At 72.6% G+C, this 15,734-nt stretch carries 12 protein-coding genes; 9 read left to right on the top strand and 3 right to left on the bottom strand.

The genetic code is table 11. The annotated features are described in order from the left end of the window. Positions 1-48: 48 nt before the first annotated feature. The 3 genes from gspE to OZ948_13010 are packed head-to-tail and all read right to left on the bottom strand — an operon-like array spanning position 49 to position 5,268. The gene (gene gspE, locus OZ948_13020; GenBank protein ID MEB2345650.1) at positions 49-1,794 is read right to left on the bottom strand and encodes a type II secretion system ATPase GspE; all 1,746 of its coding nucleotides are present in this window, start codon (positions 1,792-1,794) and stop codon (positions 49-51) included. After that, complete coding sequence (gene gspD / locus OZ948_13015) at positions 1,791-4,343, bottom strand: type II secretion system secretin GspD (protein ID MEB2345649.1); 2,553 nt, start codon at positions 4,341-4,343, stop codon at positions 1,791-1,793. The genes gspE and gspD overlap by 4 nt, the downstream gene beginning before the upstream one ends. A gap of 25 nt (positions 4,344-4,368) precedes the next feature. Then, complete coding sequence (locus OZ948_13010) at positions 4,369-5,268, bottom strand: PDZ domain-containing protein (protein ID MEB2345648.1); 900 nt, start codon at positions 5,266-5,268, stop codon at positions 4,369-4,371. A 283-nt stretch (positions 5,269-5,551) separates the two neighbouring features. Between OZ948_13010 and dnaK the strand changes: the two genes are divergently transcribed. From dnaK to OZ948_12965, 9 genes are all read left to right on the top strand, one after another. Further along, positions 5,552-7,504 (top strand): molecular chaperone DnaK, encoded by a 1,953-nt coding sequence (dnaK, locus tag OZ948_13005; protein MEB2345647.1) that lies wholly within the window; start codon positions 5,552-5,554, stop codon positions 7,502-7,504. A 28-nt stretch (positions 7,505-7,532) separates the two neighbouring features. Continuing rightward, positions 7,533-7,949, top strand: coding sequence for an Hsp20/alpha crystallin family protein (locus tag OZ948_13000; protein MEB2345646.1), 417 nt, complete (start codon positions 7,533-7,535; stop codon positions 7,947-7,949). A 56-nt stretch (positions 7,950-8,005) separates the two neighbouring features. Next, positions 8,006-10,396, top strand: coding sequence for an endopeptidase La (lon, locus tag OZ948_12995; GenBank protein ID MEB2345645.1), 2,391 nt, complete (start codon positions 8,006-8,008; stop codon positions 10,394-10,396). Then, a complete protein-coding gene (locus OZ948_12990; protein ID MEB2345644.1) occupies positions 10,393-11,259 on the top strand; it encodes an OmpA family protein in 867 nt (288 codons plus the stop codon). The genes lon and OZ948_12990 overlap by 4 nt, the downstream gene beginning before the upstream one ends. Continuing rightward, positions 11,256-12,644 (top strand): DUF4147 domain-containing protein, encoded by a 1,389-nt coding sequence (locus tag OZ948_12985; protein MEB2345643.1) that lies wholly within the window; start codon positions 11,256-11,258, stop codon positions 12,642-12,644. Before OZ948_12990 ends, OZ948_12985 begins: the two co-directional genes overlap by 4 nt. Positions 12,645-12,704: 60 nt before the next feature. Continuing rightward, positions 12,705-13,139, top strand: coding sequence for a hypothetical protein (locus OZ948_12980; protein MEB2345642.1), 435 nt, complete (start codon positions 12,705-12,707; stop codon positions 13,137-13,139). 188 nt (positions 13,140-13,327) lie between these two features. Beyond that, complete coding sequence (locus tag OZ948_12975; protein MEB2345641.1) at positions 13,328-14,356, top strand: fructose-bisphosphate aldolase class I; 1,029 nt, start codon at positions 13,328-13,330, stop codon at positions 14,354-14,356. 4 nt (positions 14,357-14,360) lie between these two features. Further along, the gene (locus OZ948_12970; protein MEB2345640.1) at positions 14,361-14,852 is read left to right on the top strand and encodes a flavin reductase family protein; all 492 of its coding nucleotides are present in this window, start codon (positions 14,361-14,363) and stop codon (positions 14,850-14,852) included. Further along, positions 14,849-15,637: an SDR family oxidoreductase gene (locus tag OZ948_12965; GenBank protein MEB2345639.1), complete on the top strand. Its 789-nt coding sequence runs from the start codon at positions 14,849-14,851 to the stop codon at positions 15,635-15,637. Before OZ948_12970 ends, OZ948_12965 begins: the two co-directional genes overlap by 4 nt. Positions 15,638-15,734 lie beyond the last annotated feature (97 nt).

Genomic DNA, 15,734 nt, shown 5'->3' with positions numbered 1-15,734 from the left:
GCTTCGACGTGCCGTCCGCGCCGGACGCCCGCCGTCGCCTCCGCGCGTCTAGACCTCGGCGACGACCGTTTCCTCTTCGGTGGCGCGGAGGACTTCGGCGATCGAGGTGATGCCGCGCAGGACCTTGCGGGCGCCGTCGACGCGCAGGGTGCGCATGCCGCTGGCGACCGCCTGGCGCTTGATGCGCTTGGCGTCGACGTTCTGCGCGATCAGCTCGCGGATCGGGTCGTCGATCAGCATCAGCTCGAAGATGCCGAGACGCCCCCGGTAGCCGGTGAAGTTGCAGCGCTCGCAGGACTGCGGGCGGTACACCGTGATGGGGCGGGGCGGCGGGCGCACGCCGAGCTCGGCCAGCTCCTCGGGCGTCGGCTCGTAGGGCTCGCGGCAGGCCGTGCACAGCACGCGCACGAGCCGCTGCGCCAGCACCGCCACCAGCGAGGAGGCCACCAGGAAGCGCTCGACCCCCATGTCGACGAGCCGGGTGATCGCGCTCGGCGCGTCGTTGGTGTGGAGCGTCGAGAACACCAGGTGGCCGGTGAGCGAGGCCTGGATCGCGATCTCGGCGGTCTCGAGGTCGCGGATCTCGCCGACCAGCACCACGTCGGGGTCCTGGCGCAGGATCGAGCGCAGGCCGCTCGCGAAGCTGAGCCCGATCTTGGCGTTCACCTCGATCTGGCCGATCCCCGGCAGCTGGATCTCCACCGGGTCCTCGACGGTGATGATGTTCACGTCGAGGGTGTTGATGCGCGAGAGAGCGCCGTAGAGCGTCGTGGTCTTGCCGCTGCCCGTGGGCCCCGTGACGAGCATGATCCCGTTGGGCCGCGTGATCAGCTTCTGCCACGCCGCCAGGTGGTCCTCGTCGAAGCCGAGCGCCTCGAGGTTCAGCATCTCGCTGGTGCGCGGCAGGAGCCGCATCACCACCCGCTCACCGTGCGCCACGGGCAGCGTCGAGAGGCGCACGTCGTAGTCGCGGCCGGCGATCTTGAGCCGGATCCGGCCGTCCTGGGGCAGGCGCTTCTCGGCGATGTTGAGCCCGCCCATGATCTTGATGCGCGAGACGATCGGGGCCTGCAGGCTGCGGGGCAGGGGGCGCACCGGCTCGTAGAGGATGTCGTCGATCCGGAAGCGCACGCGGATCTCGCGCTCGAAGGGCTCGAGGTGGACGTCGCTCGCGCGCTCCTTGACGGCGTGCTGGAGCAGCGAGTTCACGAGCCGGATGATCGGCGCGTCGTCGGCCGAGTCGAGCAGGTCCTGGGGCTCGTGGCTGATCTCGTCGGCGATCGCGTAGAGGTCCTCGGAGGCGTCGAGGGCGAGCGCCTCGGCGGAGGCGGGACCGCGGTCGTAGACCTGGTTGATGGCGTCGAGGATCGCCCGCCGCGGGGCCAGCTCGGCCGCGACTTCCACGCCTTCGAAGAGCAGGCGCAGGTCGTCGAGCGAGTCGGCCTCGAAGGGGTCGGCGACGGCCACCCGCACGGTGCCGTCGGGACCGCGCCCGAGGGGCAGGATGGCGTGCTGCTTGGCGAAGCCGATCGGCACGCGGTCGACGAGCGTCGGGTCGCAGGCGGCCACGTCGATGGCGGGCCGCACCGCCAGGCCGACGTCCTCGGCGATCGCGGCGAGCGCGCGCTCGGGATCGACCATGCGCTCCTCGAGCAGCACGTCGAGCAGCCGGCGGTCGCTCTCCTCGGCGCGCGCGCGGGCCGCCGCGAGCTGCTCCGGGGAGATGCCCGTCGTGCGCCGCAGCAGCGCCTCGAGCGAGAGGGCGTCGGGGCCGGGGCCGAGTGCCGCGCTCACGGCGCAGCCTCCGGGCGCTCGAGCACGATCTGCGCCGCCAGGCCGTAGGCCCGCTGCAGCGTGGTGGCCGCGCGTTCGGCCCGATCCAGCTCCTGGTAGGGTCCGAGGCGCAGCTCGTAGCGGACCCGGCCGGCGGGGCCGCTCGACACGAGCGAGCCGTCGAAGCCCGCGTCGATCAGCTCCATCAGGGTGCCGCGGGCGTCGTTCGGGTCGGCGTAGCTGCCCGCGAGCACCAGGTAGCGGGCGCCGCGGGCGCGGCCCGCGGCCGCCGCCTTCTCCGCCTCGCGTGCCTGGGCCTGGCTGCGCTCGATCTCGCGCATGCGCTCGAGCGGGTAGCGCTCCTCGAGGATCCCGATCGTCGCGGAGGCCGGTCCGGCCTCGGTGTCCCCCATCTCGCCGAGGATCCCGATCGGCTCGTCGAGCGGGACCTCCTCGCGCTCCTCGAGCTCGTGGCCGAGCGCCCGCTCGGAGCGCTTGCGGAACTCCTCGCGCTTGCCGATCGACGCCTTCTCGAGGTCGTCGGGGCTGCGGATGATGTGCGGCGTGATGAAGACCAGCAGGTTGGTCTTGAGGAGATCCGAGGACTGGTTCTTGAACAGCCAGCCGAGCACGGGGATGTCACCGAGCCAGGGGACCTTGTTCTGGGTGTCGCTGTAGTTGTCCCGCACGAGGCCGCCGATCACGACCGTGCTGCCATCGGCGGCCACCACCACGTTCTCGATCCGGCGGTTCGAGAGCGCCGGCCCCACCTGGTTGACGTCGCCGACCCCCGACTGGATCGCCGGGTTGATGTCGGTGATCTCCTGGAAGATCTCGAGGCGCAGGCTCTCGCCCTCGGTGATCTGGGGCGTGACGCGCAGGGTCACGCCGATGTCCTGGCGCTCGACGTTCACCGAGGTGGCAAGGCTCGAGTCCGGCTGGTCGGTCGTGATGCCCTGCGCCGACTGCACGCGGTTGGTGATGATCGGGATGTTGTCGCCGACCAGGATCTCGGCCTCCTCGTTGTCGGAGGTGAGGATGTGGGGCGCCGAGATGATGTTGACGTTGCCGTCGCTGGCGGTGGCGTTGAGCACCGCCTGGATGAAGTTGTCGCCGTCTACGATCGCGACCGAAGCGGTGAAGGCATTGTTCGGCCCGATCGGCGGCGGGTTGGTGTCGCCCTTCGGGTTCCGACCCGGATTCGCGAGCAGCCCGCCGGTCATGGCATCGACGGCCTGGGTGATGGTGTAGGCGGTGTCGGGGCCTCCGAACTGCAGGACCCAGCTCAGCCCCAGGTCCTTCGAGTCGTTGACGCCGACCTCCATGATCAGCGCCTCGACCAGCACCTGCGGGCGCTCGATGTCGAGCTTCTCGATCACCTTGCGCAGCGCCTCGAAGCCTTCCGGACTGGCCTGGATCACCAGCGCGTTGGTGCCGATGTCGGCCGTGACGCTGCTCACCAGGTTCGCGATCTCGGAGACCGCGCGCAGGGCCTGGGGCTGGATGCCGACCGCAGCCGCTGCGACGTTGGTGGCGGCGCCCCCGCCCGTCGTGCCGCCGCCGAGCAGGCTGTTGAGGGTGTCCGCCAGCTCCTCGGCGTTGGCGTGCTTCAGGTAGTAGACCTGGATCCGGCCCTGGCCCTCGACCGGCACGTCGAGCCGGCGGATCAGGGCGCGCATCTCGTCGAGGGTGGAGCGGGCGGCCAGGATGATCAGCGCGTTGGTGCGGGCGTCGGTGATGATGCGGACGTGGTCGCGTTGCGCGCCGCCGCCGGCCTCGGGCTGCTGCGCCTGGACCGGCGTCCGCCGCACCCGCGGCTGGATCCGGCCCGGCACTCCCGGGGCGCTGCTCGCCGCGGAGACCTCGCCGCCGAACACCTCGGAGAGCTGCTCGGCCAGGGCCTGGGCGTCCGCGTACTGCACGCGGATCATCGCCAGCTCCTCCTTGTAGGTCTCGACGTCGATCGCCTGGAGGATCTCCAGGATGCGGTTGATGTTGGCCGCCGAGTCGGTGAGGATGATCGTATTGGTGGCCGGGTAGGCGATCAGCGCCGCTTCCTTCGAGACCAGCGGCTTCAGCGTGTTGGCGATCGCCTCGGCGTCGATGTAGCGCAGCGGGATCAGGCGCGTGACGAAGCGGTCGGTCTCCGGCGCCTGCAGCCCGGCGCGGGTGTCGACGCTGGTCTCCTTGGCGTCGCGGATCGGGATCACCTTCACGACGCCGCCGGGTGCCTCCACGGTCGTGAAGCCCTTCACCTGCAGCACCGACTCGAAGACCGTGTAGGCCTGGTCGACCGGGATCGGCGTCGGCGAGATGATGGTGACGCGCCCGCGCACCCGGTCGTCGTACACGAAGTTGCGCCCCGTGAGACGCGCGATCGTGTCGATCACGGTGGCGATCTCGACGTCCTGGAAGTCCAGGTTGACGAGGCCCTCGGGCGTGAGCTCCGTCCGGTCGCCCGCCGCGTCCAGGGGGGCGCCGGGATCGCTCGGCTGGGCGCCGGCGGCCCCGCCGGCCAGGAGCGCGGCGAGCAGCACGGCCGCCGGGCCGCGTCGGTGGAAACCGGGCATCAGGTCGCACTCCCCCCAGCGGCCGTCACGGCTGCACCGTGTAGCTGAGCGTGCGCGGCTGCCCGTCGGCGCCCTGCACGCTGACCTCGAAGACGTTGGACTCGGTCAGCTCGCGCAGCAAGGCGGCGCTGTCCTGCGGGCTCGAGACGACGATCCCGTTCACCTCCGTGATCACGTCGCCGTCGCGGATCCCGATCTCCTCGAAGAGGCTTCCGGGCTGGATCGAGTTGAGCTGGACGCCCGTCATCTGCCCGTTCTCGTACTTGGGCAGGATGCGGGCCTGCGAGAACAGCTCGGCCGGGTTGCGCATGGCTTCCTCGACCTGGCCGCGCTGCACCTGGAAGCTGCTGTCGCCGGTCTGCTGGATCCGGTCGCGCAGGTCGGCGACCGCGGGAACCTCCCGGGCCGCTGCGCGCGCCCGGACCAGGGGTCCGGCCCCGGCCGACTCCTCGTCGAGGGCCAGCTCCTCGCGCCTGCCCTCGTTCTCGAGCACGATCCGCCGGCGCTCGATCCGCACGACGGTGGCCTTGTCGAGCAGCCGATCCTGGGGGCGGACCACCAGCCGCTCGCGCTTGGTGGTCTCCTCGACCGCCGCCCACGCAGCCTTCGGGTCGTTCGAGGCCACCGTGCCGAGCAGCTTCAGGGGGAGCCGGGTGGCGGCGAGCTCCTCGTCCTCGCCGATCGGCTCGGCCGCGACGGGCTCGTCCGGCAGCAGGGTGGAGACCTGGAAGAGGTTGCGGTCGAGAATGGTCTTGCGGTCGCTCCAATCGCGGCGCGCCGCCGCCGGTGCCGCCAGCGCGGGCGGCGGACCGGCCGGGGTCGCGGAGAGCCACTCGCCCACCCAGCCGTTCACGAGGCTGGCCGTGAGGAGGCAGCACAGGACGAAGAGCGCCCCGTTCAGCGCCCAGACGACGACTCGGTTCATGGCGAAAACCGGCTCATCGGCCCGATCGGACCCCCCGGAAGCCCGCGCAGTATAACCCGCTTCCCCCGCGGTGGTTCCTCACGGAATGCCCGCGAAATCGCGGGCTTGATGAGACCACCGCGGCTGCGACGCGGACCCCCGCCCGGATCCCTTGTCCCAGCGGGGAGGGGCGGATCGGCGATGGCCTCCGCGCGCATCCCGTTTGACAGGGGCGAGCGCCGGCCCAAGGTTCGCAGCCGCTTTTCCCCCGTCCCTCGCGACGAGGCCGTTGGAGGTGTGCGTAATGGCGTCCCCTGGGTCTTCCGCCGGCGGCTCCGGCAAGGTCATCGGCATCGATCTCGGCACGACGAACTCCGTCGTCGCCGTGATGGAAGCCGGCAGCCCGGTCGTGATCCCGAACGAAGAAGGGGGCCGCACGACTCCCTCCGTGGTGGCGTTCGGCGACGACGAGCGGCTGGTTGGCGCCGCCGCCAAGCGCCAGGCGGTGACCAACCCGACCCGGACGATCTACTCGATCAAGCGCTTCATGGGCCGCCGCAAGGCGGAGGTACCGGAGGAGATCCGCCTCGTGCCCTACGAGGTCGCCGAGGGTCCCGACGGCCGCGCCGCGATCCGGATCGACGGCAAGGCGTACTCGCCCCAGGAGATCTCCGCGCGGATCCTCCAGAAGCTGAAGACCTCGGCGGAGGCCTACCTGGGGCAGACGGTGACGGACGCCGTCATCACGGTGCCGGCCTACTTCAACGACGCCCAGCGCCAGGCCACGAAGGACGCCGGCGAGATCGCCGGCCTGCGGGTGCGCCGGATCATCAACGAGCCGACCGCCGCGGCGCTCGCCTACGGCCTCGACAAGCAGAAGGACGAGAAGATCGCCGTCTACGACTTCGGTGGCGGGACCTTCGACATCTCGATCCTCGAGGTGGGCGAGAACGTGGTCGAGGTGAAGTCCACCAATGGCGACACCCATCTGGGTGGCGACAACCTGGACCAGCGGGTGATCGAGTACCTGAGCGGCGAGTTCAAGAAGGACCAGGGCATCGACCTCTCGAAGGACCCGATGGCGATGCAGCGCCTGCGCGAGGCGGCCGAGAAGGCGAAGATCGAGCTCTCGACCGCGCAGCAGACCGACGTGAACCTGCCTTTCATCACCGCGGACCAGAACGGCCCGAAGCACCTGAACCTGAAGCTGACCCGGGCGAAGCTCGAGCAGCTGGTCGGCGACCTGGTCGAGCGCTCGCTCGAGCCGTGCCGCATCGCGCTCCAGGACGCCGGCCTGAAGGCGTCCGAGATCGACGAGGTGGTGCTGGTGGGCGGCTCGACCCGCATGCCGCTCGTGCAGCAGAAGGTGAAGGAGTTCTTCGGCAAGGAGCCGCACAAGGGCGTGAACCCCGACGAGGTGGTCGCCGTCGGCGCCGCCATCCAGGGCGGCGTGCTGGCCGGCGAGGTGCGCGACGTGCTGCTCCTCGACGTGACCCCGCTCTCGCTCGGCATCGAGACGCTGGGCGGCGTCATGACCAAGCTGATCGAGAAGAACACCACGATCCCGACCAAGCGCAGCCAGACCTTCTCGACGGCCGCCGACAACCAGCCGCAGGTCGAGATCCGGGTGCTCCAGGGCGAGCGCGAGATGGCGGCCTACAACCGCGAGCTCGGGCGCTTCATCCTCGACGGGATCCCGCCGGCGCCGCGCGGCATGCCGCAGATCGAGGTCACCTTCGACATCGACGCCAACGGTATCCTCGCGGTCGGCGCCAAGGACAAGGCGAGCGGCAAGGAGCAGTCGATCCGCATCGAGGGGTCGGGCGGCCTCCAGAAGGACGAGATCGACCGCATGGTCAAGGACGCCGAGGCGCACGCGAGCGAGGATCACGCGCGCCGCGAGCAGGTCGAGAAGCACAACCAGCTCGACTCGCTGCTCTACCAGGCGGACAAGACCCTTGCCGAGAACCGCGACAAGCTGCCGGAAGCGGAGCGCGTGCGCGCGGAGGGTGTGCTCGCGGAGGCGCGCAAGGACCTCGAGAGCAACGACGCCGCCCGCATGGACGCGGCCCGGCAGCGCGTCGAGAAGGAGATGCACGGCGTCGCGGAGCTGCTCTACCGTGCCCAGACCGCGGGCGATGGCGCCGGCGCCGCGGGTCCCGCGTCCGCTCCGGCCGGCGGCGGCGGCGGCTCGGGAGACGGCGACGTGATCGACGCCGAGTACACCGAAGAGAAGGGTGGCGAGCGCCCGAACTAGGCGGGCGGCGCGGAGCATCGCAAGAGACGTGGCAGCGCGGCGAGAACGGGATCCGTTCGGTGAGGGGCTGTTCGGCGAGTGGCTGCGGCCCGTCGCCGAGCGGCTGGGTCGCGACCGCTGGCAGCCGCCCGCCGACGTCTACGAGACCGAACGGGCGATCGTGGTCCGGCTCGAGCTGGCCGGCGTCACGTCCGCGGAGGTGCAGGTCTCGGTGGACGGCGACGTGCTGCGGATCCGCGGCCGGCGCGAGCCGCGCGTCGACGCCGACGCCCAGCGCGTGCACCAGATGGAGGTCGCCTTCGGACCCTTCGAGCGAGCGCTGCGGATCGCGATCCCCTTCGACCGCGAGCGCGTCTCGGCACAGATCGAGGACGGCTTCCTGCGCGTGACCCTGCCCAAGCGCTCCGCCAGCCGGCGGCGGATCGACGTGGAGAACCCATCCTGAGCGCGATCGCGAACTGGCGGACGGGCGAAGCGGGAGGCGACGAGCCGGAGGCCCCGGTGGCGGCGTCCAGCTCCGTGCCGGTCGGGGTCGGCGCCGAGGGCGGCGAGGAGGGCGCCCTCACGTCGCTGCCCGACACGCTCCCCGTGCTGCCGCTCAAGAACACCGTGCTCTTCCCGTTCCTGCTCTCCCCGCTGCTCGTCAACACCGCGCGTTCGAAGCGCCTGATCGACCACGTCCTGGTGACGCCCGAGCGCCTGCTGATCGCGCCCGCCGTGCGCCGCCCGGTGGAGGGCAGCCCGGGGCCCGACGACGTATACCGGGTGGCGACCGTCCTGCGCATCGTGAAGATGCTGAAGTTCCCGGACGACTCGTACCGGCTCCTGGTGCAGGGCGTCGCACGGGCACGGATCGAGGAGTTCGTCGCGCGCGATCCGTTCCTGCGGGCGCGCGTCGTGCGCGTCGAGGAGGCCGGCGACCCCACGTCGGTGGAGCTGACGGCGCTCCAGCGAAACCTGGCCCAGCAGTTCGGGCAGCTCGTCGCCGAGAGCCCGCGGCTCTCCGACGAGCTCCAGGTGCTGGCGTCGAGCATCGACCATCCGGGCCGGCTCGCCGACCTGGTGGCCTCGAACCTCGAGCTCGAAGTGGCGCAGAAGCAGGCGGTGCTCGAGCGCGCCCACCTGGGCGAGCGCCTGCGGCTCGTCCTCACCGAGCTGGCCCGCTCGCGGCAGGCCCAGACGATCGAGACCGAGATCCGCGAGAAGGTCCAGACCGAGATGGGCAAGACGCAGCGCGAGTACATGCTGCGCCAGCAGCTCGACGCGATCCGCAAGGAGCTCGGCGAGGCGCCCGACGAGGGCGCCGACCTCGAGCGCCTGCGCGAGCGCATCGAGGCCGCGGGGATGCCCGAGGAGGCCTTCAAGCAGGCGACCCGCGAGCTCGACCGGCTCACCAACACGCCGGCGGCGTCGGCGGAGCACGGCGTGATCCGCACCTATCTCGAGTGGATGGCGGACCTGCCCTGGTCGAAGCTCTCCGAGGACCGGCTCGACGTCGGCGAGGCGCAGCGCATCCTCGACGAGGACCACTACGACCTCGAGAAGGTGAAGGACCGCATCCTCGAGTACATCGCCGTGCTCTCGCTCAAGCGCGACCTGAAGGGCCCGATCCTCTGCTTCGCGGGCCCGCCCGGCACGGGCAAGACCTCGCTCGGGCGCTCGATCGCGCGTGCGCTCGGCCGCGAGTTCGTGCGCATCTCGCTCGGCGGCGTGCGCGACGAGGCCGAGATCCGCGGCCACCGCCGCACCTACGTGGGCGCGCTTCCCGGCCGCATCGTCCAGGGCCTGCGCAAGGCGAAGACCCGCAACCCGGTGTTCCTGCTCGACGAGATCGACAAGGTCGGACAGGACTTCCGCGGCGACCCGTCCTCGGCGCTGCTCGAGGTGCTCGACCCCGAGCAGAACGCGACCTTCAGCGACCACTACCTGGAGGTCCCCTTCGACCTCTCGCAGGTGCTCTTCATCGCGACCGCCAACTGGATGGATCCGGTCCCCGCCGCGCTCGCGGACCGCATGGAGGTGATCGAGCTCCCCGGCTACACCGAGGAGGACAAGGTCGAGATCGCGCGCCGTTACCTGCTGCCGCGCCAGCGCAAGGCGAACGGCATCGAGGGACACGCGGTCGAGATCCCCGACGAGACGCTGCGCGTGCTGATCCGCTCCTACACGCGCGAGGCGGGCGTGCGCAACCTCGAGCGCGAGATCGCGTCGCTGTGCCGGAAGGTGGCGCGGCGGATCGCCGAGGAGGGCGAGACCGCCGCCATCCGGGTTGCGCCCGGCGACGTCGCGGGCCTGCTCGGGCCGGTGAAGTTCGAGCCGGAGCTGGCGGAGCGGGCGGGCCGGCCGGGCGTGGCCGTGGGGCTGGCCTGGACCCCGGCCGGCGGCGACATCCTGTTCATCGAGGCCACGCGCATGCCGGGGCAGGGCCGGCTCGCGCTGACCGGCTCGCTCGGCGACGTGATGCGCGAGTCCGTCGAGGCGGCCCGCTCGTGGCTGCGCACGCAGGCGGGGCATCTCGGCATCGAGCCCGCGACCTTCGAGAGCTCCGACATCCACGTCCACGTGCCAGCGGGGGCCGTGCCGAAGGACGGGCCCTCGGCGGGTGTCGCCATGGTAACGGCGCTCGCCTCGCTGCTGACCGGCCGCACCGCGCTCCACGACGTCGCGATGACCGGTGAGATCACCCTGCGCGGCAAGGTGCTGCCGGTGGGCGGCATCAAGGAGAAGGTGCTGGCGGCCAAGCGCGCCGGGATCCGCCGCGTGGTCCTGCCGGAGCGCAACCGGCGCGACGTCGAGGAGATCGCGAAGCACCTGCTCGAGGGCCTCGAGCTGGTCTACGTGGGCACCATCGACGAGGCGCTCGCAGAGACCCTCGCGCCCGCCGGCGCATGAGGGGCTTTGCCGTCGGCCTCGCTGCGCTGGCGGCCCTCGGCGCGGGCTGCGTCAGCACGGCGACCCACGAGCAGGCGGTGTCGGAGCTGAACCAGCGCCTCGCGGCCGAGCGCGAGAGCGCGGACGCCGAGCGCGAGCGGCTCTACACCGAGAACGACACGCTGCGGGCGGAGCGCGACGAGGCCCGCCAGCGCCTCGAGCAGCAGCAGCGCGAGCTGGGTCCCAAGGCGCGCGGCTACGACGAGCTCCAGCCCACCTACGAGGGGCTGGTACGCGACCTCGAGGCCGACCTGGCCGCGGCGCGCATCCAGATCGACCGCCTGCGCGAGGGCCTGCGCACGCGGCTGCCCGCCGCGACGCTCTTCGCCTCCGGCTCCGCGGAGCTCACGCCCGAGGGCGAGCAGGTGCTGGCCCGGCTCGGTGCCCAGCTCGCGGACCTGGACTACCAGGTGCGCGTGGAGGGCCACACCGACGACGTCGCGATCCGGGGCGCGCTCGCCGCGCGCTACCCGACCAACTGGGACCTGGCCGCCGCCCGCGCGGTCCGCGTGGTGCGCGCTCTGGCGGCGGCGGGCGTGCCGCCGGAGCGACTCGCTGCGGTGTCGCTCGGCGAGTTCCACCCGCTGGTCCCCGGTGATTCGCCCGAGGCGCGCGCAGAGAACCGGCGGATCGAGATCCGGCTGGTCCCGCGACCGGGCACCCGGCCCGACGCGCGGGTGCCGGAGGGCTTCGCGGCCCCGGAGCCCGAGGGGCCGGCGACGCCGGTCCCAGGGAGCTCCGCCGAGCCGGGCCGGGAGCGGCCCGGGCCACCGGCCGCGCCAGACCCCCCGGATACCGCCCCCGGCGCTCCGCCCGCCCCGTGAGCGCTGCCGCGCGCGCCGAGCTCGAGGCGCTGCTGCGCGCCGCGCTCGGCGCGGTCCATGGCGAGCGCCTGGTGCGCGACGCGGTGTGCGAGCAGGACGGCGCGCTGGCGATCGCCGGCCGGCGCGTGCCGGAGCCCGCGCGACTCGTGGTGGCGGCCGCGGGCAAGGCGGCAGCTGCGATGGCGGCGGGCCTCGAGGCGGTTGCGGGGGCCCGGATCGCGCGCGGCTGGCTCGTCACCCGCGACGGGCACGCGGAGACGGCGCGTGCCGCCGGCGCGCTCCCGCCGGCGCGCTGGACGGTGCGCGAGGCGGGCCACCCGGTTCCCGACGCGCGCAGCGAGAGCGCGGCGCACGAGCTCCTCGCACTGGCCGCGGCGACCGAGCCCGAGGACGTGCTCGTCGTGCTGCTCTCGGGCGGCGCCTCGGCGCTGCTGGCCTGCCCGCTGCCCGGCCTCACGCTCGCCGACCTCGCCGCCGTGACCCGCGTGCTGCTCGGGTCGGGCGCGGCGATCGACGAGGTGAACGCGGTGCGCAAGCACCTGGTCGAGGTGGCGGGTGGCCGCCTCGCGTGCGCCACGCGTGCGGGCCGCATCGAGGTGCTCGCGATCTCGGACGTGCCGGGCGATCACCTCGACGTGATCGGCTCGGGCCCGTGTTCGCCCGACCCGACGCGCTTCGCCGACGCGCTCGCGGTGCTCGCGGGACGCGGGCTCGCGGCCGCGCTGCCGCCCGCCGTTCGCGCGCACCTCGAGGCCGGCGTGCGCGGCGAGCGGCCCGAGTCGCCGAAGCCCGGTGCCGGGGGCTTCGAGCGCGTGCGCACGACGCTGCTGGCGGGCAACGCGACGGCGCTCGCCGCCGCCACCACCGCCGCGCGGCAGCGCGGCCTCGCCGTGGTTCCGCTGCCGGAGGCGCTGCGCGGCGAAGCGCGCGAAGCGGGACGCCGGCTCGCCGCGCTCGCAGCCTCCCTGCGCCCGCGCGCCCCGACGCTGCTGCTCGCGGGCGGCGAGACCACCGTCACGCTCCCGGCGAGCGAGCCGGCCGGACGCGGGGGCCGGAGCCAGGAGCTCGCCCTGGCCGCTGCGCTCGAGCTTGCGGGCTGCGAGGGTGTCACCCTGCTCGCGGCCGGCACCGACGGCAGCGACGGCCCGACCGACGCGGCGGGCGCCTGCGTGGACGGCACGACCACAGCGCGGGCGCGGGCCGCGGGCCACGACGCGCAGGCCGCCCTGGCACGTCACGACTCCCATTCCTTCTTCCTCGCCGACGGGGGCGTGGTCCGGACGGGTCCGACCGGCACCAACGTGATGGATCTCGTGCTCGCGCGGGTCGATCCCGACGGGTCACCGCCGAATCGCCCCTTTCCACCGGCGTCCGAGAGCGTGTAGGATCGCGGCCGCCGGCCGGGGATGGGCCGGCAATCGGACGTCTCCACGGAGGATTGCTGGATGTCGCTCATCGTTCGGCGTTCGCATGCCCGGCGCTGGCTCGCCCCCGTCCTGGCCCTGGCGGTGGTCGGCCTCGCCTCGTACGACGCTTCGGCGCAAGGCGGGCGCAAGAAGACCGAGGGCTGCCTGATCTCGCTCGCGGAACCGAAGATGGTGATCAAGGACCGGAGCTCGAAGAAGGAGATCGAGTTCCGGGTGAAGCAGGCCGCAACGGTGCTGGACAAGGCCGGCACGGTGGCCACGAAGGACGGCCGCAAGGCCCAGCTCACCGACCTCGAGACCAACCGGCCCGTGATCGCGTACTGGCTCGTCGATCCCGAGAACAAGGACGGCAAGTTCGCCAACAAGGTGGACCAGCCGGACTTCATGGACGACGCGACGGGCAAGCCCGACCCGGACATCCTCGAGAACGCCGCCTGCAAGGTGGAGCCCTAGCCGAGGCAGGAGGCCCCGGCCGCGGGCGAAGCGGTGCGGAGCCGATCGGATCCGACGGGGGTGAGGCGTGAGCCTCGCCCCCGTCGTGCATCCGACTGCGGGGCGAGGCGCCATGACGGCGCCGGCGGCGGGCGATACCTTCTCGCCCCTTTCCGCCACCTACCGCGAGACGCATCCCGGAGGACCCGATGAGCCACCCCGAAGGTCACGAGCTCGAAGCCACCGCCCAGGCCCTGGTCGCCCCCGGCAAGGGCATCCTCGCCGCCGACGAGAGCACGGGCACGATCAAGAAGCGCTTCGACTCGATCCGGGTCGAGTCGACGGAGGAGAACCGGCGCGACTACCGGGAGATGCTCTTCACCACCCCGGGCTGCGAGCAGCACATCAGCGGCGTGATCCTCTACGACGAGACGATCCGCCAGAAGGCCTCCGACGGCACGCCGCTGCCGAAGCTGCTCGAGAAGCGCGGCATCATCCCGGGGATCAAGGTCGACAAGGGCACCCAGAAGCTGCCCTTCAGCGCCGACGAGAAGATCACCGAGGGGCTCGACGGGCTGCGCCAGCGGCTGGTCGACTACCGGGGCCTGGGCGCGCGCTTCACGAAGTGGCGCGCGGTGATCGAGATCGCCGAGGGCAAGCCGAGCGACGCCTGCCTCGTCGCCAACGCCGACGCGCTCGCGCGCTTCGCCGCGCTGTGCGTCGAGGAAGGCCTGGTCCCGATCGTGGAGCCCGAGATCCTGATGGACGGCGACCATTCGATCGCGCGCTCGGACGCGGCGACCGAGCGGACGCTCCACTTCGTCTTCGACGCCCTCTACGGCCACCGCGTCCCGCTCGAGCAGATCCTGCTCAAGCCGAACATGGTGCTGTCGGGCTACGCGGCGAAGCCGCAGGCTTCCGTGCGCGAGGTGGCGGAGCGCACGATCCGCTGCTTCCGGCGCGTCGTGCCGGCCGCCGTGCCGGGGATCGTATTCCTCTCGGGCGGCCAGAGCGACGAGCTCGCCACCGCGCATCTCAACGAGATGAACCGGATCGGCGGCTTCCCGTGGCAGCTCTCCTTCTCGTACGGCCGAGCGCTGCAGGCGCCGGCGCTGAAGGCCTGGGGCGGGAAACAGGAGAATCTCGCCGAGGGCCAGAAGGCCTTCGCCAAGCGGGCCCGCCTCAACAGCGAAGCGCGCTACGGCCGCTACACCGAGGCGATGGAGAAGGCGGCCTAGGGGCTTGCCGGTCGACCCGCAGCAGTTCCGGACGCTGCTGCGCCGCTGGGCGAGCGGGGTCACCGTCGTGACCACGCGGGCCGGCGAGCACGTGGCGGGGATGACCGTGTCCTCCTTCAGCGCGGTGTCGCTCGAGCCCCCGCTCGTGCTGTTCTGCGCCGACAAGCAGGCGCTGACCCTGCCCGTGGTCGCCCGGGCCGGCGTCTTCGCCGTCAACGTGCTCGCGGCGGACCAGTTCGCGCTCTCGGCCCAGTTTGCGCTCTCCGGCAACGAGGAGCTGCGCTTCGAGGGTCTCGCCTGCCGCACCGGGCCGAGCGGCGCACCGTGGCTGCCCGGCACCGTGGCGGTCCTCGACTGCCGCACCGTCGCCGCCCACGACGCCGGCGACCACGTGATCTACGTCGGCCAGGTGGAGGCGGCGGAGTTCGATCCCGAACGCGAGCCGCTGGTCTACCACGACGCCGCCTACCGGCGGCTGGCGCCGCTCGACCCGTGACGGGTGTGGGAGCGGATCCGACCCGGGCGTTCCGCCTCGACGGGCGCGTCGCGGTCGTGACGGGCGCCTCGTCGGGGATCGGTGTCGCGCTCGCCGAGGGGCTGGCCGCCGCGGGGGCGCGCGTCGCGCTGGCGGCCCGGCGGACGGACCGCCTCGAGGAGCTCGCCGCGCGGCTGCGCGCCGCCGGCGCGGAGGCGCACGCCTTCGCCTGCGACGTCGCCTGCGACGAGTCGGTCGAGCGCCTGGCCAGCGAGGTGGCGGCGCGGCTCGGGCCGGTCCAGGTGCTCGTCAACAACGCGGGGCTGGGCGACCCGCTGCCGGCCGAGCAGGAGCCCGTCGAGGCCTTCCGGGCGACGCTCGAGGTGAACCTCGTCGGCAGCTTCCGCTGCGCGCAGCGCTTCGGGCGCGAGATGCTCGCGGCGGGCCGCGGCTCGATCGTGAACGTGGCGTCGATCCTCGGCGTCGTCGGCGTCGGGCAGATCCCGCAAGGGAGCTACGCGGCGTCGAAGGGCGGGGTGGTGAACCTGACGCGCGAGCTGGCGGCGCAGTGGGCGCGGCGCGGCGTGCGCGTGAACGCCCTCGCACCGGCCTGGTTCCCCACCGAGATGACGGAGCGCATGTTCGGCGACGAGCGCGCCCTCAAGTGGGTGCGCTCGCGCACCCCGATGGGCCGCCCGGGCCGCCTCGAGGAGCTCGTCGGCCCGCTCCTCTTCCTCGCCTCCGACGCCTCGAGCTACGTCACCGGCCACACCCTCCTCGTCGACGGCGGCTGGACCGCGGTCTGACGGAGGGGACAGACCCGGCGATTCGGCGAAAGGGGACAGACCCGGCGATTCGGCGATTCTCGTAGAGAATCGCCGAATCGCCGGGTCTGTCCCCGCT

Source organism: Deltaproteobacteria bacterium, from assembly GCA_035063765.1.
GTDB lineage: Bacteria > Myxococcota_A > UBA9160 > UBA9160 > PR03 > CAADGG01.
The sequence above is the reverse complement of the archived record's forward strand: the minus strand, read 5'-3'. Positions and strand labels throughout refer to the sequence as shown.

Coding starts and splice junctions, on each gene's coding strand:
- OZ948_12975 (MEB2345641.1), top strand. CDS start 13,328: ATGAGCCACCCCGAAGGTCACGAGCTCGAAGCCACCGCCCAGGCCCTG.
- OZ948_13010 (MEB2345648.1), bottom strand. CDS start 5,268: ATGAACCGAGTCGTCGTCTGGGCGCTGAACGGGGCGCTCTTCGTCCTG.
- OZ948_12980 (MEB2345642.1), top strand. CDS start 12,705: ATGTCGCTCATCGTTCGGCGTTCGCATGCCCGGCGCTGGCTCGCCCCC.
- OZ948_12990 (MEB2345644.1), top strand. CDS start 10,393: ATGAGGGGCTTTGCCGTCGGCCTCGCTGCGCTGGCGGCCCTCGGCGCG.
- gspD (MEB2345649.1), bottom strand. CDS start 4,343: ATGCCCGGTTTCCACCGACGCGGCCCGGCGGCCGTGCTGCTCGCCGCG.
- dnaK (MEB2345647.1), top strand. CDS start 5,552: ATGGCGTCCCCTGGGTCTTCCGCCGGCGGCTCCGGCAAGGTCATCGGC.